We start from the raw sequence: 18446 nt of genomic DNA, 5'->3' as shown, positions 1-18446 counted from the left end.
ATGAAAGATATTACAAATGATGATTTATTAACTGTGGCCATTGAGTATTTGAAAGCAGCTAAAAAAACGGTTGTTGATTCAGTCGATATAACCATTACACGATACGATGACGGATCATATGGATTGAATATTAGTGTTATTTACCCAGAAACAGAACAAAACGTAATAACTACAAGTGATGGAGAGTTTAGGAAATAACAGGAGGTGATCCAATATCTCCTAGCTACCAGGCGCGGTAGCCTTTGTAAACGGTGAAGGTGGTAGAAATGATGAAAGATAGAATTGAAAACAATTTTACTTATCACGAACCAAACAAAGATAAAACCCTTAAATATCAAGTGATTAGAGATTACGCGAAGGAATTTGCATACCGTATAGAAAATCACTGCCCAGATAGTAGGGAAAAGTCACTAGCAATGACTAAACTTGAAGAAGCTGTAATGTGGGCGAATGCCGCAATAGCTAGAAATAAATAACCTTGTCTTTAGCCAATAGACATTAAACAGGGCTATTTATTATGCCTTTTTCACGATTGCAGGCGTAAAAGAACAATCGTTTTTATTATGCCAAAATACAATCGTTCACGGGTTTTTGGAACTAAATGGACTAAATGTATTAGGTAAGCCGTGAAAGGGCTAATTCTGGCGTTTTTGGGGCTTATTTTAATACATTGAAACATTTAGGGATAAAAGCGTGTGAGGGATAAGGAGGAATTAACATGAGTGAACAAATTCAAAATGTTGAAACTACTGAAATTCAAAATAATGAGATTGAAAATACAGAAGTTGAGAAGTTAGAACTTACACCAGAAGAATTACAACGGAAAATCGATTCCGAAGCTGACCGCAGACTTGATAAGGTCCTTAAAAAGAAACAGCAAGAATGGGAAAGCGAATTGCAACAACGAATTGATGAAGCAATTAAAGAGCAACAACGCTTATCTCAGTTATCTGAGAAAGAGCGCAAACAAGAAGAACTTTCCAAGAAAGAGCAAGAACTTATTAAAAAGGAACAGGAACTCGCTCGTAAGGAATTGCGCTCTGAAACAATTGAAGTACTGCAAGAAAAAGAATTGCCTGCTAAATTCGCTGATTTCTTGCTTGCTGATAACGCTGAAAAAACACTGGAAAACATCAATAACTTTAAACAAGCGTTTGATAAGGCAGTTAATGAAGCAGTAAAGGAAAAATTACGTCAAGATACACCACCTGCTGGTGGAGGACAAACTTCAAACAAAAATCCATTTAGCAAAGAACATTTTAACTTAACTGAACAAGGTAAACTCATTCGTGATAATCCAGAACAAGCAAAACAATTAATGATTCAAGCTGGAGTAAATCCAGCAAAATACGGACTATAAAAAAGGAGAGGATTATAAATGACTACACGTTTAATTGATGTTATACAACCGGAAATTTTTACACCTTATACAATTCAACAAACAATGGAAAAATCTGCTTTAGTTCAAAGTGGAATTATCGAAAATAACAGTGAGTTTGATGAATTAGCAAGTGGTCCAAATACCCTTATTAATATGCCGTTTTGGAATGATTTAGGTAATGATGAATCTCAGGTTATGAAAGACGAAGGGAATATGTCCATTAATAAAATCACAACTGGACAAGATATTGCTCGAAAACATGCTCGTGTTAATGCTTGGGGTGCTAACGGATTATCCGCATTGTTATCTGGCGATGATCCAATGCGAGCGATTGGTCAACGAGTAGCTTCATACTGGTCTCGTGACATGCAACGAATTTTATTAGCAACACTTGATGGAGTATTTAAAAGTTCTTCAATGGTTAGTAAAGTACATGATGTTACTTCTGAAGAAGGTGACAAAGGAACACTCAACGCTAATACATTCCTTGATGCCATCCAAAAAATGGGTGATGCTAAAGAATTATTAACGGGTGTTATGATGCACTCGGCAGTAGAAACAGAGTTACGTAAACAAGACTTAATTGAATATGTGCCACAATCACAACAAGGTCAACCAATTCCGTATTTTATGGGTAAACGTGTGATTGTCGATGACGCTATGCCATATGACACTAATACAGGCGTAGCAGAAATGTACATTTTTGGTCAAGGTGCTATTGCGCTTGGAAACGGATCGCACCCACGAATTATTCCAACAGAAGTTGACCGTAACAAACAATCTTATTCGGGCGAAGAAGTATTGATTAATCGTCGTATCTTCATCTTGCATCCACGTGGCATTAAATGGAATGAAGGTGGGGTTACTGATGAATTCCCTACAAATGCTGAAATTGCTGTTGGTGCACGCTGGACTCGTGTGTATGAGCCAAAAGCAGTCCGTATCGTAAAATTCCGTTTCAACACCATTCCTCAAACTACAAGTGGAGGAGCATAATCTCCTTCACTTTTTATTAAAGGAAAGTGGTGAATAACATGTTAGAGCGAATTAAAACGATTTTGGGCATTGAAGATAATCTCCAGGACGAAGTAATTACAATCATCATGGAGAATGTTTCAAGCCACTTAAAAGCGTTACTAGGTAAAGATATTCCAATCGAACTAAATTACATTGTTGAAGAAATTACCGTTCGCAGATTTAATCGATTAGGTACAGAAGGCATGAAATCAGAAGAAGTTGAAGGTCATAGTGTAACCTTTTATGACTTAAAAGACGAATTTGTTCCCTATGAATCCGTAATAAATGCATACAAAGCAGATAATGGGGTTACTGGTCGTGGAAAGGTGTTGTTCATCTAATGCGCTTTAATGATCGTATCACCTTTGTTAAAGAGACCGAATCGTATTATGACCCCGTAAAAGGCGAATATGTCGAAGGAGAGCCGATATTAACGACAAAACCTTGTAATGTATCTACTCTAGGAATAAATCGCACAAACGAGCTATTTGGGAAAATAGACAAGTTGGTGACCGTGGCTAGATTGCAAAGACCGTATACAGATCCGTTTGATTATGTCCTTATCGACAACCAAAAATACAACATCATGCGCCAATCCGATTACCGGAAAGGCGTTTTTTATTTGGAGGGTGTTTCGAATGGCAAGAGCTAGTTTGTCGGTTAAAGGCGTGGATCAATTAGTGGGTAAGTTAAAACGAAACGCTAATCTTAATGACGTTAAAAACATTGTTAAGATGAACGGTTCGGAACTTCAAAGAGGCGCACAAAGAAACGCGCCAGTCGATACTGGTAACTTAAAACGAAACATTAACTTGCATATTGAGGATAACGGATTTACTGCAAAAGTTGTCAGTCGCGCTGAGTACAGTGGTTATGTCGAGTTTGGCACTAGATGGATCTATCCACGCCGATTTGTTGGAAAAGCATTCCACAAACAAAAGCGGAAATTCAACCAAGACATGAAACGCATTATGAAATGAGGTGATTGAGTGAAGTCACCACAGCAATCCATATACGACGCTGTTTTTGCAACGTCTTTGAATTTAGGATATTCCACTTATCCATACTTACCCGCTAAAGATGTTGCATATCCATTCGTATTTGTTGGTGAACAGTTTGACCAAGACATACCAACAAAAAGTGTTATTTACGGATTGGTTAACCAAACAATCCATATTTACCATACCTACAAGAAAAGGCGCGAATTAACAGATATGATGAACACTTTAAAACGTGAATTCCGCAAGTTAAAGAAGGCGGGAAACTATTATCTAGCGGTTAGAAATATAAACGCACAAACGATGATTGATAATTCCACAGGTGAACCATTACTGCATGGAATTATTGAAGTTGAATTCAGATTTAATTAGGAGGTTATGCACATGGAAATGATGCAAGGTAAAAACAAAGTGTTATTATTCCGCAGATTAGCTGACCAAAATACTGAAGCTGCTAAACTCGCTTTCCAAACAGAACACACATTCTCTTATTCACGTTCTCTAGACCGTATCGTTACAAAAGATGGGACGATTATTAAAGTCGGTGAACTAGAATCTGAGGTTAGTATCGAAGCAATTCAAGCGAAAGATGATCCAGTTCGTGATATGTTGCGAAATGCTGTTCTAAAAGGTGAAAAATTGGAATTATGGGAAGTTACTGTTGATGAGGAATTAAAAGACACGGATGGTAAGTATCCTGCAGTTTATTGTCAAGGGTATTTAGATTCATGGGAAGACTCAGCGGGGGCAGAGGATGAATCAACTGTTTCGGGTAAATTTATTGTGGAACTAGAGCCACAATTTGGTTTTGCGACACTTACAGAAGAACAGGAACAAGCTGTTCAATATGCATTTAGAGATACGATTGCAGTAGGTACAGGTGGACAATCTGCCACTGGAGGTATAGAAGAGGAGGAGTAATTCCTTCTCTTATTTATTTTTTAAAAAACAATAGGAAGGATGATTTAAATGAAATTCACAATTGCAGGTAAAGAGTACGAGTTAAAATTCGGTCTTAAATTCATTCGTGAATTAGACAAGGTATACACAGTCAATTATGAGGGATTGGAATTCGGTATGGGTGTAAACATGGCTTTCATGAATCTTCAACAGTTCAACCCAACCGCATTAGCTGAGGTTATCAAAGCGGCAGTATCTCATGAATCCAGTCCTCCAAAAATGAAACAAGTTGAGGAAGCTGTTGAGGAATACGCAGAGGAAAATGATGGACTAGAACAACTATTCGAAGATGTTCTTGAAGAATTGGGAAAGTCAAAGGTGACGAAAGCAACAATCGAACGGTTCAAAAAACTAGGAGCAGTAAAAGCCTAAAAAAAATAAGTTCCAAAGACCAATATGAGGAAATCATTTTAAATTGTTTTCGATATTTAGGTTTTACCAGCTTAAAAGATATAGAGATTTTAACCCTTTATGAGTATCAAATGCGGATGAAAGCTTATCGACTTGCAAGAGTGGACAAGGAATATGATATGCACTTGCAAGCATGGTTGAATCATGCAGTAACCGCAACAAAAGAACAAGGGAATAAACATGTTCCAGTTTATAAGTCTTTTAAAGATTTCTTTGACTACGAAAAACGACTAAAAGAAGTCGAAAAGCCAAAACGAAGTATTATAACCCCTCACCAGCGCAAAATGGCGAAACTAGCTGCAATGGTGAATAAGGAAAGGGGGTAGGTTCCCATAGCAGAAACATATAGTGTCGAAGCTATTTTAAAAGCCTCTGGCGCAAGTCAGTTTTCTAAAGCCTTCCAAAATGCTACAAAAAGCGTAGAAGGAGTAGATAAATCAGTTAAGAACGCAACTATCAGTATTGGCACTATGCTTAAAGCAATCGCAGGGAGTGCGGTTGTCATTGGTGCATTTAATGGGATAAGAAACTCAATCGATGGTGCGGTATCACGTTTTGATACACTAAACACCTTTCCTAGCGTTATGGAAATGATGGGGTTTAGTGCCGAAGAGTCAGAAAAAGCGATAAAAAGGCTATCTGATGGTATTGATGGATTACCGACGGCTTTAGACGAAGTGACAGGAACGGCACAACGTTTGGCAACCATGACAGGTGACTTAGATGGTGCGGTTGAAACAACAATAGCATTGAACAACGCTTTTCTTGCCAGTGGAGCAAGTACTGCAGATGCTAGTCGTGGTTTAGAACAATATGTTCAAATGTTGGCAACTGGAACGGTTGATTTGCAATCGTGGCGAACGTTGCAAGAAACAATGCCAATCGCGTTAAACAAAGTTGCCGAAGCATTCGGATATACAGGTAAATCTGCGCAAAATGACTTATATGAAGCGCTTAAAAGTGGCGAAATTACATTTGAACAGTTTAACGACAAAATCATCGAATTATCTAACACAACAGGTGGTTTTGCCGATTTAGCGAGAGAATCGAGTACCGGAATCCGTACATCCTGGCAAAACGTAAAGACAGCTGTTGTTAAAGGTGTAGCTGACATGATTGGTTCCATCGATGAAGCGTTAAGTAGTTTTGGAGGTATATCCGGTGTGCTAGATCGTTTTAAAGAAGGTGTGAAAACGGCATTTGGATTTGTCAATTCGATGATTCCTGTTGCCATCAATCTAATTAGAGAGGTATATAATGCAATTAAACCGTGGCTACCATTAATCGCAAGTGTAGTGACGGCTTTTCTAACGTTTAATATCGTTGTCGGTACAGTGAATAGTGTTAAAAGTGCCGTCATGGGATTACGAGCAGGAATAGCATTATTAAATGCTACATTGTTAGCAAATCCTGTAGCGCTCGTGATAGCTGTTTTAGCGGGATTAGCGGTTATGTTTGTCCACCTATGGAATACATCGGAATCATTTAGACAAAAGGTTACAGAAGTTTTCCAGGCTTTTCTTGACTTTGTTATGCCAATCGTTGAAACAGTGGTCACTTTTATACAGGAAATATGGGGACAATTGGTGTCTTGGTGGCAAGAAAACAATGAAATGATAATGGAAGTTGCACAAGCGATTTGGACCTATATTCAAGAGATTATATCTATCGCTCTTGACCTTATTTGGTCCATTATGCAAACCGTCTGGACAGCTGTACAAGACATTGTAATGATAGCGTGGGATTTCATCACCGGCATTATTCAAGGTGCGGTTGATCTAATAACAGGAATTATTCAATTCTTCGCAGCCTTCTTTACTGGAAATTGGTCGTCAATGTGGGATGCGGTGAAAAGTATTGTTGACGGTGTGTTGAATATCGTCAAATCGATAATTAGCGGTGCTTTTGATGCTATAAAATCAATAATTTCAACCATTTTAGATGTTATAAAAGATGTAATCAGCGCAGCTTGGGAAGGTATAAAAACTGTTATTAGTGGTGCTTTAGATGTAATCAAAAGTACCATATCAAACATCTGGGACGGAATTAAAAACACCATTTCTGACATTGTAAATAATATTAAAGATACTATTTCGGATATTTTCAATTCGCTAAAAGGTATTGTTAGCGACGCTTTCAACAACGTTAAAGATGCAGTCAAAGAAGGAATGGACAAAGCATACACAGCGGTAACGGATAAAATAAAAGATTTCTTCAATGCTGGAAAAAACATTGTCACATCAATAGCTGACGGAATTAAAAATGCGGTAGGAAAAGTTACCGATGCAATCAGCGGTGTAACTCAGAAAATACGTGATTTCTTACCGTTTTCTCCTGCAAAAGAAGGGGCATTACGCGACATTATGGATATCCAAATTGCTCAATCAATTGCACAAGCAATTGATAAGGGTAAAAATGTTGCTGTCCGTTCTATGGCTAATTTAACAGACGCATTATACAGTGAAATGCCACAGGTGGATATTGCTGGACAAGTCGCAAAAGCAAATTCGGGTATTCGAAGTACTGTGAGCCATGAGGTAAATCAGAATAATGCGCGTATTGAAAGTTTACTAGAACGCATTGCAAATAGAGGGCAAGTTATTGTCCTTGATACAGGTGAATTAGTAGGTGCAACATATAATCATTATGACCGTTTAGGCGGTAACAAAACTGTTTTAGCCGAAAGGTGGGGTAGATAATGGGAACAATCACAGAAGGCTTTAAAAGAGGAAATATACACACCAAAGAATTCGGTATGTGGCTTGTATCTCGCTCTGCCCCAACACCGGATGAAAAAACGATTACTGAATCCGTTCCTTTTATGCATGGAGTTTATGACTTTTCAATGATATTAGGTGAACGGATTTATGAAAACCGAATTATCAGTTATCAGTTTGAAATTATAGACATGAATTATCAGCAAAGAAAATTGATTCAAACAAAGCTAGAAAATTGGTTAATGAAAGACGGCTTTGCCCCACTTTATGATGATCATGCACCAGGTTATTATTACCTAGCAAAATGCACTGGTGTAGATGTTGAAGATACAAGTGGAGGTTTAACTGTAAATGTTGAATTTGAGGCATATCCATTCAAAATAAGCATTTTAGAAGAAGGTCACGACATATGGGATGACTTTAATTTCGAGTTGGATGTATCACAACCCGTTGAATACCAAGTAAACGGTACTTTAAATATCAATTTATTGAACGCGGGCTCGTGTAGTGTTGTACCAACGATAACGGTAAGCACAGCCATGACAATCCAAAAAGATAAAATTACTTATAATGTTCCACAAGGAGAATCCAGGAGTGAGTCATTTCGATTGATGATAGGTGAAAATCCTATGGCCATAACAGGGAATGGAACGATTAAGTTTACCTTTTACAAGGAGTTGATCTAATGTACGAGGTAACGATTTATGACGGGATAGGTGATAAAGTTGGGACAGTAATCCACTCACCCTATCCAAACGATATTAAGCTTTCCAGTGGATCAATTAAAAATGTACTACAGGGCATATCGAATATGTCCTTTTCCATCAATCTAAAAAATCCAAGTTGGGGTAAAATAAAACCATTAAAGACTTTGATTAAGGTAAGGGATGTTAAAAGAAACAAAGTTATCTTTAATGGTCGAGTACTTAAACCGACACAGCAAATGTCTAGTGCTGGTATGTTTTCAATATCTTATGAATGCGAGAGTATCAAAGCCTATTTGCATGATAGTCACCAAAGATGGGGAGAGTATCATAACATTACAGTCCGCGACTTTTTACAAGTGATTATAGACAATCATAATCGACAAGTAGAATCACACAAACAATTTAAACTAGGTAATGTAACCGTCACAGACTCCAATGATAGCCTTTATCGATATTTAGGGTATGAAGATACCTATGACACGATAAAAAATAAATTATTGGACCGTTTGGGCGGTTATTTAATTGTTCGAGAAGAGACTGATGGTAATTATATTGATTACCTTGAAAGTTATGGTGAGGTGTCAAATACCCCCATACGCTTACGAACCAATTTAAAAGACATGAAACGTGAAATAGATCCACTTGATGTCATCACACGTTTAATTGTACTTGGCGAAACAATAGAGTCAGGGGATGAAAATAACACAGAAGCAAGCCAACCACGATTAACAATAGCTTCCGTAAACAATGGGAAAGACTTTTTAGATGATGAGGAAATGATAAAAGAATTTGGGATTATCGAGGGAACTATTATTTACGATGATGTAACGGATCCAAATACTTTACTTAAACGTGGGCAAGAATTTTTTGCTAATCAAAAAGCTGCAAAAGTTAATTATACATTAACACCAGTTGATTTAAATCTACTTGATGAATCGTTTGATAGCTACGAAGTCGGGAATTGGTACCCAATTGAAAACCCTGTATTTGGTATAGAAGGTGAACGTTTACAGGTTATTGAAAAAAATATTGATATCATAAATCCTACACAAATGAGTTTGACAGTCGGAGAAAAATATAAGACCTTAACTCAATATCAAGTTGAAGCAAATAAAAAGGCTAAAACTGTTGAACAGTTGCAACAGACAGTAAGCAACCAATCACAGACTATAGCGGTTTTAAAAACCGAAATAACAGCCGTTGATAACGCAGTTAAAGAAGTCCAACAAACAATAGCTGAAAATGATATTCCAGCGTTGGAACAAGCCGTGGCTGATTTGCAAACAGCCATCCAAAATTTAAACAATGCAATAGGGCAAATACCAACATATGGACTAGCAACACCAACAAAAGATGGCCTTATGCCTAAAAGCGATAAAGCAAAATTAAACCTGATTACCGCGACCAAAAGCGTTAATCTGGACACATTAAAAACTAAATTAGATGATTTAGTACGCAGAGTTGAAGTACTCGAAGGAGGAAGCAACTAATGAAGATTAGTGAACTAGCCAAGAAAATCAAAGAGTTGACCGAGCAACTTTTGAAGGAGGTCATAAAAGATGGCAATACCGGAAAACATTGAACAACTGGCAAATGATGTAAGGACAAAAGTATATGGAAGAGAAGTACGTGAAGCGTTGGCAAGTGGAATTGAAGCAGCCGGAGAAACCGCAGAGGACGCACGAATAAAGAGTGAAGATACCGAGATACGGCAGACTGTACTCGAAAAACAATTTGACGACGAAATTGCGAACATGACGCTTGCCGATCCATCAAGCGCCGAGATTGTTGCGGCACGGACGAATGCAAATACTGGAGAAAGTTACGATACGATAGGACGGAGGCTGGACGCTGAGCATGCTAACGTTACCACGCAGTTGGCAGAGAAAGCAAGCCAAAAGGATTTAGATTTTTTAGAGGCACAATTTAATACGAAAGTTTCTGATATTGAAACACGAATCCCACTTAATTTTAGGAAAGTCAGATTTATCGGTCATAGAGGGTATTCTGGGATATCTCCTGAAAATTCTTTAATAGCATTTGAAATGACGGGTACAAATCGGGGGGCATTCTGGGGATGTGAAACCGACATTCGGCAAACATCAGATGGTAGGTTTGTCTGTATGCACGATGACACAATTGATCGAACAACAACAGGAACAGGAAGTGTGGCAAACTTAACATTTTCTCAAATTCGGCAACACAAGATTGACTTACAAGCAATATTAACAAGAGCAAATCAAGTTGTTCCTACTCTTGAAGAATATTTGGAAGTCATGACACAAATTGATGTTGTTCCAATTATTGAAATTAAAGCAGCATTGAATTGGCAAAATTTCGTGAACATTATTCGAAATTATGGTTTTGAAGATAAATGTATTGTAATTAGTGGAAGTCAAGCCTACTTACAATCTGTTCGAGATTTATCAAAGAAGATCAAAATGATGTATTTATGTAATGCGGTAACGGATACAGAAATTCAGATAGCAAAAGCCATTGGAAATTGTGGAATTAATACATCCACTGTATCAAAAGAAGTTGTACAACTTGTGCATGGTAATGGTTTAGAAATTGGCATGTGGACGTTAGATGACATAACAATAATTGAAAATGCGATTAAATATGGCGTTGATTATATTACTACTAATAATGGAGCTGGTCGGTTTATAAACAAATTTAAAAGAATTACACTAACAAAATCGGATACATCAAATTCATTAGCGGTAAGTCAACAATATTCTTCTGAATACGTTACTATGTCTTGGGACGAATGGAGAAATGCAGTTTATGTTAAGTTTGAATATCCTTTTACAGGATTCCCCGGTGAGATTGGGACATCTGCATTTTTGTCAGTAAATAGAAGTACAAAAGATTTGGGATACACGTTTGCTACAGCCACCGAAAGTTTTATGGGGCTATATTTAACCGTATATAAAAATGGAAGTATTATTAATCCACTAACAAGTTTAACAGATCTTATTTGGATATCGATGTTAGTATTTAAATATTAATTGGAAGAAATTGCGCGGTAACAAAAACATAAGCTGCGGCAACAAAAGTGTCCACACTGTATGGACACTTTTTATTTAGGAGGTAATGAAATGGATAACACAATAAAAATTGTTTTAGGAGTCGGGGGCGGACTAGCCTCCTTTTTGTTTGGGGGTTGGTCAGCTTTGATTCAAACACTTGTATTTTTCATTGTATTAGATTATGTATTTGCGGTAATAGTCGCGGCGGTAAACGGACAATTAAATAGTAAGATTGGGTTCAAAGGTATTGTTAAAAAAGTAGCAATATTGGTGTTAGTCGCAGTTGCCCACCAAGTAGACCTAATTTTAGGAGATGACAGTCTGATTCGTGATTCTGTAATCTTCTTTTATATTGCCAACGAATTATTATCTATTCTTGAAACAGTTGGAAAGACGAGTTTGCCTATACCTGATGTATTAAAAAAGGCTATCGAAATACTAAATAATAAAGGAGAGGATGGTTCAAATAATGAAAAAAATAAATAAAGTTTTATCAACGCTAGTACTTTCAACGGTACTGGCGTTTTCTTTTGCCGGTCCGAGTTTTGCAGCAAAGCAACCGGACATTGATTTTATTGACGTGAGCCACTGGAACGCTGAACAGGGACTGCCGTTGTCTTTTTATCAAACTATCAAACTCGGAGGAGTCCAAGGTGTAGTTGTCAAAGTTTCCGAGGGTACTAGTTACTTGGACCCCGCCGCAAGCGTAAATATCGCAAACGCAAAACAAGCCGGGCTTGTTACATCTGCATACCATTTCGGCCGATTAACAAGCGTTGCTGATGCACAATCTGAAGCAAAATGGTTTGACAAGACATTGCAAAAAGTTGGCTTTAACAAGGATACTGATGGATATGTAGTGCTAGACTTAGAAGTAACATCAGGTGTGACAAATAAGGCAAAACTCACCGAATATGCCAATGCATTTATAAAACAAATGCAGGAGTTAGGTTATACGAAAGTAGACATATATAGCGGAAGTTACTTTTATAACACACATCTAAATCCTAGTAATCTAACAATCGATAAACCTTGGTTGGCTCGTTACTCATCCATTTATCAGGAGCCGCAATGGTCCAATGGCAAAGGTGCTTGGCAATGGTCAAGCACGTATAAATTTAGAGGATTTGAGAGTTACGGCTATTTTGATGTCAATGACGATTTCGCGGGCAAGTATACATCCACTAACGGCGTGGAAAGCGCAACGCCAACAGGGGAAGTAAAGCATATCGGATCCTTGTCACTGGTGGATTACTTGAAATCAGTTGGAAAAGATGCGTCATTTAATGCAAGAAAAGCTCTGGCAGCACAATACGGTATCTCTAATTACACCGGATCCGCAGCGCAAAACTTAGCTTTACTCTCTAAGTTAAAAGACGGTGTACAACCAACACAAAGTACATCCACAACCACGACATACACAGTCAAACGTGGTGATACGCTTAGCGGCATTGCGGCTAAATATAACACTAGTGTTGGTAGGTTAGTAGCTTTAAATAATATTAAAAATGCAAATTTTATCAAGGTAGGACAAGTGCTGAAAATATCAGGTGCAGCGGCCACTACGTCTACAGGTAAAACATATCATAAAGTTGTTGCCGGTGACACTGTATCAGAGCTTGCTAAAAAATATGGATCAACAATTGCGCAAATTAAGTATTGGAATGGACTTAATAGTAAATATACTATTTATGTCGGCAAAACTATCCGGGTAAAATAATGTGGAATATGAAGGGATTTCCCCCTTTTTTATCGAAGTTATTATTATCACTTTTAAGGGGGGGATATTTGTGAAGTTTAAAAAGATTTATGTGTTATTGATTACAAGTTTTTTAGTTTTGTCAATTTTATCTTTTAAGCCCATCGTGTCTAGTGCAGCTGTAAATTTTATTTGGCCTGCAGATGGAACCGTAACATCAGGTTTTGGTTCTCGAGGTGGTGGGAGCTTCCATTATGGAATTGACATTGCCAAAAGCGGAACAGTACCAATAAAGGCATCAGCAAGTGGAACCGTCTCAAGGTCATATAATTCATCCTCGTATGGAGAGGTAGTATTTATCCAACATAATATTAATGGTCAGGTTTATGAAACAGTTTATGCTCACATGAGGTCTGGTTCAAGAACTGTTTCTGCAGGACAAACAATATCACAAGGACAAATTCTTGGATATATGGGAAGTACGGGAGATGCAACTGGGCAGCACTTGCATTTTGAATTACATGTAGGTACATGGAATTCATCAAAATCAAATGCGGTTAATCCTTTAAATTATTTAGGCAAAGAACTAGAACATCAAAATCCCCCTGGGATTGGTACTGCGATATCAAAATTCCCAGAAGGGTATGGAGTAAATTACTATGATTCTCCAAATGGTACATTCAAAGGGAGAATAACAAGAAAAATACCTTATATCGTATATGAAGAAAGTGACGGGTGGATTGATATTGGTCAAAGTTCTTGGATAAAACTCGAAAATATGGATTTTACAAGGTATCTTACTAAATCCAAGTACCCAGAAGGATATGGAGTAAATTACTATGATTCTCCAAATGGTACATTTAAGGGTAGAATCTATGCACCCACCCCTTACTTTGTATATGCTAGAAAAGATGGTTGGGTAGATATAGGGGGGAACTGTTGGATACCTGAAGAAAATTTAATTATCTGGGCTCCCTAATTTTATTTGGAAAAGCTTGCAAACACATTGTAAAAGTGAAAATTTATAAAAAACTAGTTGAATCCTTTAGGAGCAAAAATCGTGAAATAAAAAAGAGGGGAAAAATCCCCTCTATTTTAAAAATCCCCATTTGAAAAATATCCTCACGCTCTCCAATCAGCTTCTTAAATCCCCTTAAAAATTTAATAAATATGGACAATCGGTTACCTCATATATATCTGTTGAGGTGATACATAGGTGCATATAAAAATTATCAGCGGAGATTCTACTGACAAAATTAGAAAAGCTTGTTATGATTACCTATATGAAAAGTACAGGAGGGAATACCTCAATGATAGGAATCTATGTCAGGGTATCGACAGAGGAACAAGCGAAGCACGGTTACAGTATCAGGGACCAAATAGACAAGTGCCGAAGCAAAGCGGAGACGGATGAAATATTGGAATATATTGATGATGGAGTTTCTGGAGAATTTCTAGATCGGCCGGCATTAAATAAACTTCGTGAAGATGTAAAAAATGGAATCATTGATAAAGTTATATGTTATGATCCCGACCGCCTTTCCAGAAAATTAATGAACCAATTAATTATTACGGAAGAAATTGAGAAAAACGCAGAATTAGTTTTTGTTAATGGCGAATACATGAAAACTCCTGAAGGTATGCTTTTTTATCAAATGCGTGGAGCCATTGCAGAATTTGAAAAGGCAAAAATCACTGAGCGGATGTCGAACGGTCGGAAAAGGAAGGCAAAAGAAGGTAAAATTATTAAAGATCCAAAAATTTATGGCTACGTATATAATAAGGATACTTCTCAACTTGAAATCAATGAAAATGAGGCACAAGTTGTTAGATTAATATTCGACTTATTTACTAGACCGAACGGTAGAGTACAAGGGATAAATGGAATTGCCTTTTATTTGACTGACCGGAAAATACCTACAAAACGTAATGCTAGTGTTTGGCATCGTCAAGTGGTTAGGCAAATATTAATGAACGAAGCATATATTGGTCGTTTTTACCACAATAGATGGGATACAGAAGGAAACCTAAAAGCAAAAAATAAACAGCTCCCAACCGGTGAAAAAATCCCAATGAAGGAAAGACCGAGGGAAGAATGGATTGAAATTTCTTGCCCACAAATAATAGATGAAACAACATTTTATTACGCCCAAAAACTTTTAAAAGAGTCGCGGAGAAGATGGGCAAAAAAAGGTAAAAAACAATATTTATTAAGCGGTTTATTAAGATGTGGCGAATGTGGAAATACCATGCCTGGAGTGTATGCAAAAAACTGGGGGAAATATGAAAGAATGTACACCGATAAGAAAAATACGGCAGGCGCAAAAAATAAAGGTTGTGGTATGAGAATAAAAGCAGAAGAAATCGAAAACAATGTTTGGGACAGTATAAAAAATTGGCTAAATAGCCCTGCTGAAATTGCTGCGGCAAGTGAAACAGAACTGATGAAGTCTACATCATTTGAAGATGAAGAAATGGAAAGAATACAAAATGAAATAGGAAAAATACAGGCAGGTAGGAAAAAACTATTACGTTTAATTTCAAGTGATTTTGACATATCGGAAAATGAAATTCGAGAAGAATTAAAAGAATTGAAAGAGAAAGAAGAAAATTTACGAAAAAGATTGAAGGAATTGGAGATAGTAAAAGAGAAATCTAATAATGAAATGTTAAGTCATCAAGTTTACCAACAAGCAGTTAACTATTACCTAAGTAAAGGGCAAGAAGAATTAACATTTGAGGAAAAACAAGAATTGATACGAATGATTGTACGTGAAATTATTGTTTACAAGGATAGTTTGGAGATCAAGACATTCTAATGCATAGTTATTGACATTAGTATCGAAATACTCATGCACTTAAGGGCGTTAAAAAAGACAAAAAAGGACGTCTCTTTACATGATCCAATCGGCCGGGATAAAGAAGGGAATGAAATTAGTTTAATTGATGTATTGAAATCCGATTCCGAAGATGTTATTGATACCATTCAGTTGAATATGGAATTAGAAAAGGTAAAGGAATATATCAGCATTCTTGATGAGCGCGAAAAAGAAGTGATTATCGGCCGATTTGGGCTTGGTATGGAAAAGGAAAAAACGCAAAGAGAGTTAGCAAAAGACTTGGGGATTTCGCGCAGTTATGTTTCCCGAATTGAAAAACGTGCTTTAATGAAAATGTTTCATGAGTTTTACCGGGCAGAAAAGGAAAAAAGGCAATCCTAAGCTGTTGCCGCCTGAAATTAAAACAGGAATGAAAAAATAAGGGCTGCCATCGATTGAATTTCTTCCGGAAAAAGGATGCGGAAGAAAACATTCGATGAACGGTCCTTTTTGTACGTTTTTATAAATTTCCAGCAAAGATGTAAATTCTATGTAGCGGGAAATTTTAAGTTTCAAATTTAAGTACTTAAGAAAAGCTACGAAGCGATACTCCGCAGCCAAAATTTTTTTGACGAACAACACATTGTGATTCGGTTAAACGATCAAATCAAAAAGTTTCGGAATCATATTTTTTTTACCTTTAACGTACTTATCATTAAAAAAGAAAGAATGATCATTAAATATAAATAAATTATGGCCGGGATAAATTGGATGCCAAGATAGCTGAATGTCAGAATACATCCGGCAGCCGTAATTGGCAACCCACTAAAATAACAGTTATTTTCGGTAATATTAAATCTGGCAAGTCGAAATGCCCCGCAACCGATGAAAAAGACGGTGATAAAAATTCCCGCGCTGGAAAAATAATGAATAATTCCTTGATATAATAAAAGTGCGGGTGCAACGCCAAATGATATAATATCACTCATGGAGTCTAATTGTTTACCAAGCTCAGATTCTATTTTTAGCTTACGAGCAACCATTCCGTCAAATCGGTCCAGTAGGGCAGCCGAAAAAATCAAGAATAAACTATAATTAAGTTCACCTTGTATTGTAAAAATAATCGAGAAACCGCCTAAAAATAAATTACTTAGAGTCATCATATTGGCCAATTGTGATTTAATCTTCTTCAGAGTGACATCAATGATTTGAAATTTAAAAAACAAGTAAATCCATCCTCTCTAAAAATTATATTGGTAGAGATTCTTTTCTATATTATTATATTTTATGAAAGATGTTTAGGAAAGCGAATCGTTTGGGAGGTATTCCATGCGAAAAATTATTTATCAAAAATGTATTGAATTGACCAATCGGGCCTGGTTATCCAACTTGATCCGACAATTTACCAGGTCTAAAATTAGTAAAATCATCATCCCTTTCTTTGTCAAGATTTATAAAATTGATATGAGTGAGTTCGAATATCCTTACAATGAATATACGACATTACATGAGCTTTTTATTCGTAAATTAAAAAGAGGGACAAGATTGATTGATTCAAATATAAATACGGTCATAAGTCCGGTTGATGCTACTATTGAGTCGGCAGGTTCAATTGAGCCGTCAACGGATATTAAAGTTAAGGGGAAGATGTATTCCTTGAAGGAAATGCTCGGCAACGGTGAAAAAGCAGTACAATACCGAGACGGATATTTTATTGTTTTATATTTAAGTCCAAAACATTACCATCGCATACATAGTCCGGTTAATGGAAAAGTAATCAGTCGCTGGGAGTTAGGGGATCGTTCGTATCCTGTTAACCGTTTGGGGCTTGAATATGGAAAAAACCCTTTGGCAAAAAATTACCGCTCCATTTCAGAGATTAATCACAAAACCGGAAAAATGGCCCTTGTGAAAGTCGGAGCGATGTTTGTAAATTCCATTGAATATACGAATGGCAGTATGAATCTAAAGAAAGGAGAAGAGATTGCATATTTTTCATTCGGCTCCACTGTCGTCCTTTTATTTGAAAAGGATACATTTCTAATTGATGAGAGGATATCGGTTCCACATCCGGTAAAAATGGGAGAGGTAATTGGACATTTAGTTAAAAAATAAGGTTCCTCACTATTATACACAAGCAGTGAGGAACAATATGATCAGGAAATTTACATAGGATGGATTTCACTTTGAATTTACGAGCTGCCTAAAGACTTGGACGTCTGAGTTTTCTTTATTTTATTCAAAAGTGATCGACGCTCCATTTCTTTCTCAATGAGGTGGATGAACTCGGGTGAAAGTTGAAGTTCCAGTGCTTTATAATATGATTCGATTAAAAGTTGATCAGATAAATTTTCCATTTTTTCGGTATTCACCGTTCACCTCCAAAATTCATATAATCGGGGAAATCATCATATACTAAAAGATTGGACTTTCATAAAAGTTAATACAACTTTATCAAAAATTTTATTAGAGAACAAGCGTTCCAGTTATCCACATTCAAAGTGGATAAGCTGTGATTAACTTGTTAATAAAACTTTAAAATATAAGAATTGACAAGCTGAAAAATGTGTATAAACTTATCCACAGCTGTTGACAAAAGTAGAAATATGTCGAAATATTTTTTTAAATTGTCAAATAATAATGAAACTTGTCGAATAGAGGGATAGCGGTTTTTCCAATAAAAAATATATCTTAACTTGCAAAAA

General features: G+C 36.7%; 22 protein-coding genes and 1 pseudogene. 21 read left to right on the top strand and 2 right to left on the bottom strand.

Annotation, left to right across the window (positions count from 1 at the left end):
• From NSQ14_RS11830 to NSQ14_RS11735, 20 genes and pseudogenes are all read left to right on the top strand, one after another.
• On the top strand, nucleotides 1–198 hold the full coding sequence (locus NSQ14_RS11830) for a hypothetical protein (protein ID WP_346216369.1): 198 nt from the start codon (nucleotides 1–3) through the stop codon (nucleotides 196–198).
• Between the two features lie 71 nt (nucleotides 199–269).
• A complete protein-coding gene (locus tag NSQ14_RS11825) occupies nucleotides 270–476 on the top strand; it encodes a DUF7681 family protein (protein ID WP_346206811.1) in 207 nt (68 codons plus the stop codon).
• A gap of 242 nt (nucleotides 477–718) precedes the next feature.
• Entirely contained in the window at nucleotides 719–1360 is a 642-nt protein-coding gene (locus NSQ14_RS11820; RefSeq protein WP_346216368.1) for a DUF4355 domain-containing protein, read from the top strand.
• Nucleotides 1361–1378: 18 nt separating this feature from the next.
• Complete coding sequence (locus tag NSQ14_RS11815; RefSeq protein ID WP_346216367.1) at nucleotides 1379–2377, top strand: major capsid protein; 999 nt, start codon at nucleotides 1379–1381, stop codon at nucleotides 2375–2377.
• 38 nt (nucleotides 2378–2415) lie between these two features.
• Nucleotides 2416–2739 (top strand): phage head-tail connector protein, encoded by a 324-nt coding sequence (locus tag NSQ14_RS11810; protein WP_346216366.1) that lies wholly within the window; start codon nucleotides 2416–2418, stop codon nucleotides 2737–2739.
• Nucleotides 2739–3050, top strand: a complete 312-nt coding sequence (locus tag NSQ14_RS11805; protein ID WP_346216365.1) for a hypothetical protein — start codon at nucleotides 2739–2741, stop codon at nucleotides 3048–3050. The genes NSQ14_RS11810 and NSQ14_RS11805 overlap by 1 nt, the downstream gene beginning before the upstream one ends.
• Nucleotides 3037–3378 (top strand): HK97-gp10 family putative phage morphogenesis protein, encoded by a 342-nt coding sequence (locus tag NSQ14_RS11800; protein ID WP_346216363.1) that lies wholly within the window; start codon nucleotides 3037–3039, stop codon nucleotides 3376–3378. The genes NSQ14_RS11805 and NSQ14_RS11800 overlap by 14 nt, the downstream gene beginning before the upstream one ends.
• A gap of 9 nt (nucleotides 3379–3387) precedes the next feature.
• A complete protein-coding gene (locus tag NSQ14_RS11795) occupies nucleotides 3388–3768 on the top strand; it encodes a hypothetical protein (protein ID WP_342021237.1) in 381 nt (126 codons plus the stop codon).
• A 6-nt stretch (nucleotides 3769–3774) separates the two neighbouring features.
• The gene (locus tag NSQ14_RS11790; protein ID WP_346216362.1) at nucleotides 3775–4317 is read left to right on the top strand and encodes a phage major tail protein, TP901-1 family; all 543 of its coding nucleotides are present in this window, start codon (nucleotides 3775–3777) and stop codon (nucleotides 4315–4317) included.
• Nucleotides 4318–4365: 48 nt separating this feature from the next.
• A complete protein-coding gene (locus NSQ14_RS11785) occupies nucleotides 4366–4728 on the top strand; it encodes a tail assembly chaperone (RefSeq protein ID WP_346216361.1) in 363 nt (120 codons plus the stop codon).
• A 116-nt stretch (nucleotides 4729–4844) separates the two neighbouring features.
• Nucleotides 4845–5093, top strand: a complete 249-nt coding sequence (locus NSQ14_RS11780) for a hypothetical protein (RefSeq protein ID WP_346216360.1) — start codon at nucleotides 4845–4847, stop codon at nucleotides 5091–5093.
• A gap of 144 nt (nucleotides 5094–5237) precedes the next feature.
• A complete protein-coding gene (locus tag NSQ14_RS11775; protein WP_346216359.1) occupies nucleotides 5238–7466 on the top strand; it encodes a phage tail protein in 2229 nt (742 codons plus the stop codon).
• Nucleotides 7466–8170, top strand: coding sequence for a phage tail domain-containing protein (locus NSQ14_RS11770; RefSeq protein ID WP_346216358.1), 705 nt, complete (start codon nucleotides 7466–7468; stop codon nucleotides 8168–8170). The genes NSQ14_RS11775 and NSQ14_RS11770 overlap by 1 nt, the downstream gene beginning before the upstream one ends.
• Nucleotides 8170–9681, top strand: a complete 1512-nt coding sequence (locus NSQ14_RS11765) for a phage tail spike protein (protein WP_346216357.1) — start codon at nucleotides 8170–8172, stop codon at nucleotides 9679–9681. The genes NSQ14_RS11770 and NSQ14_RS11765 overlap by 1 nt, the downstream gene beginning before the upstream one ends.
• A 69-nt stretch (nucleotides 9682–9750) precedes the next feature.
• Nucleotides 9751–11202, top strand: coding sequence for a glycerophosphodiester phosphodiesterase (locus NSQ14_RS11760; RefSeq protein WP_346216356.1), 1452 nt, complete (start codon nucleotides 9751–9753; stop codon nucleotides 11200–11202).
• Nucleotides 11203–11292: 90 nt separating this feature from the next.
• Nucleotides 11293–11709, top strand: a complete 417-nt coding sequence (locus NSQ14_RS11755; RefSeq protein WP_346216355.1) for a phage holin family protein — start codon at nucleotides 11293–11295, stop codon at nucleotides 11707–11709.
• Entirely contained in the window at nucleotides 11693–12943 is a 1251-nt protein-coding gene (locus NSQ14_RS11750; protein WP_346216354.1) for a GH25 family lysozyme, read from the top strand. The genes NSQ14_RS11755 and NSQ14_RS11750 overlap by 17 nt, the downstream gene beginning before the upstream one ends.
• Before the next feature lie 145 nt (nucleotides 12944–13088).
• Nucleotides 13089–13901, top strand: a complete 813-nt coding sequence (locus NSQ14_RS11745) for a M23 family metallopeptidase (protein ID WP_343127998.1) — start codon at nucleotides 13089–13091, stop codon at nucleotides 13899–13901.
• A gap of 331 nt (nucleotides 13902–14232) precedes the next feature.
• Complete coding sequence (locus tag NSQ14_RS11740; RefSeq protein ID WP_346216353.1) at nucleotides 14233–15741, top strand: recombinase family protein; 1509 nt, start codon at nucleotides 14233–14235, stop codon at nucleotides 15739–15741.
• 15 nt (nucleotides 15742–15756) lie between these two features.
• Nucleotides 15757–16143 (top strand): annotated as a pseudogene (locus NSQ14_RS11735) (sigma-70 family RNA polymerase sigma factor); the annotation flags it as partial.
• A 281-nt stretch (nucleotides 16144–16424) separates the two neighbouring features.
• Here NSQ14_RS11735 and pssA read toward each other — a convergent pair.
• Nucleotides 16425–16904, bottom strand: a complete 480-nt coding sequence (pssA, locus tag NSQ14_RS11730) for a CDP-diacylglycerol--serine O-phosphatidyltransferase (protein ID WP_043988670.1) — start codon at nucleotides 16902–16904, stop codon at nucleotides 16425–16427.
• Between the two features lie 166 nt (nucleotides 16905–17070).
• On the opposite strand from pssA, the gene NSQ14_RS11725 reads away from it, so the two are divergent.
• Nucleotides 17071–17856 carry a phosphatidylserine decarboxylase gene (locus tag NSQ14_RS11725; RefSeq protein WP_346216352.1) on the top strand — a complete coding sequence of 262 codons (786 nt, stop codon included), beginning with the start codon at nucleotides 17071–17073 and terminating at the stop codon, nucleotides 17854–17856.
• 77 nt (nucleotides 17857–17933) lie between these two features.
• Here NSQ14_RS11725 and NSQ14_RS11720 read toward each other — a convergent pair whose 3' ends face one another.
• Nucleotides 17934–18098 (bottom strand): sporulation histidine kinase inhibitor Sda, encoded by a 165-nt coding sequence (locus tag NSQ14_RS11720; protein WP_034771264.1) that lies wholly within the window; start codon nucleotides 18096–18098, stop codon nucleotides 17934–17936.
• Nucleotides 18099–18446: the final 348 nt, after the last annotated feature.

The organism is Caldifermentibacillus hisashii (assembly GCF_039654145.1).
Classification (GTDB): domain Bacteria; phylum Bacillota; class Bacilli; order Bacillales; family Caldibacillaceae; genus Caldifermentibacillus; species Caldifermentibacillus hisashii.
This window is presented reverse-complemented; position numbering and strand designations above follow the sequence as displayed.

Excerpts from the sequence above, each read along its gene's own strand:
- NSQ14_RS11830 (WP_346216369.1), top strand. The coding sequence starts at position 1 with ATGAAAGATATTACAAATGATGATTTATTAACTGTGGCCATTGAGTAT.
- NSQ14_RS11790 (WP_346216362.1), top strand. The coding sequence starts at position 3,775 with ATGCACATGGAAATGATGCAAGGTAAAAACAAAGTGTTATTATTCCGC.
- NSQ14_RS11740 (WP_346216353.1), top strand. The coding sequence starts at position 14,233 with ATGATAGGAATCTATGTCAGGGTATCGACAGAGGAACAAGCGAAGCAC.
- NSQ14_RS11765 (WP_346216357.1), top strand. The coding sequence starts at position 8,170 with ATGTACGAGGTAACGATTTATGACGGGATAGGTGATAAAGTTGGGACA.
- NSQ14_RS11780 (WP_346216360.1), top strand. The coding sequence starts at position 4,845 with ATGAAAGCTTATCGACTTGCAAGAGTGGACAAGGAATATGATATGCAC.
- NSQ14_RS11810 (WP_346216366.1), top strand. The coding sequence starts at position 2,416 with ATGTTAGAGCGAATTAAAACGATTTTGGGCATTGAAGATAATCTCCAG.
- NSQ14_RS11825 (WP_346206811.1), top strand. The coding sequence starts at position 270 with ATGAAAGATAGAATTGAAAACAATTTTACTTATCACGAACCAAACAAA.
- NSQ14_RS11800 (WP_346216363.1), top strand. The coding sequence starts at position 3,037 with ATGGCAAGAGCTAGTTTGTCGGTTAAAGGCGTGGATCAATTAGTGGGT.
- NSQ14_RS11725 (WP_346216352.1), top strand. The coding sequence starts at position 17,071 with ATGCGAAAAATTATTTATCAAAAATGTATTGAATTGACCAATCGGGCC.
- NSQ14_RS11805 (WP_346216365.1), top strand. The coding sequence starts at position 2,739 with ATGCGCTTTAATGATCGTATCACCTTTGTTAAAGAGACCGAATCGTAT.
- pssA (WP_043988670.1), bottom strand. The coding sequence starts at position 16,904 with ATGATGACTCTAAGTAATTTATTTTTAGGCGGTTTCTCGATTATTTTT.
- NSQ14_RS11760 (WP_346216356.1), top strand. The coding sequence starts at position 9,751 with ATGGCAATACCGGAAAACATTGAACAACTGGCAAATGATGTAAGGACA.
- NSQ14_RS11755 (WP_346216355.1), top strand. The coding sequence starts at position 11,293 with ATGGATAACACAATAAAAATTGTTTTAGGAGTCGGGGGCGGACTAGCC.
- NSQ14_RS11770 (WP_346216358.1), top strand. The coding sequence starts at position 7,466 with ATGGGAACAATCACAGAAGGCTTTAAAAGAGGAAATATACACACCAAA.
- NSQ14_RS11820 (WP_346216368.1), top strand. The coding sequence starts at position 719 with ATGAGTGAACAAATTCAAAATGTTGAAACTACTGAAATTCAAAATAAT.
- NSQ14_RS11720 (WP_034771264.1), bottom strand. The coding sequence starts at position 18,098 with ATGGAAAATTTATCTGATCAACTTTTAATCGAATCATATTATAAAGCA.
- NSQ14_RS11750 (WP_346216354.1), top strand. The coding sequence starts at position 11,693 with ATGAAAAAAATAAATAAAGTTTTATCAACGCTAGTACTTTCAACGGTA.
- NSQ14_RS11785 (WP_346216361.1), top strand. The coding sequence starts at position 4,366 with ATGAAATTCACAATTGCAGGTAAAGAGTACGAGTTAAAATTCGGTCTT.
- NSQ14_RS11775 (WP_346216359.1), top strand. The coding sequence starts at position 5,238 with ATGCTTAAAGCAATCGCAGGGAGTGCGGTTGTCATTGGTGCATTTAAT.
- NSQ14_RS11815 (WP_346216367.1), top strand. The coding sequence starts at position 1,379 with ATGACTACACGTTTAATTGATGTTATACAACCGGAAATTTTTACACCT.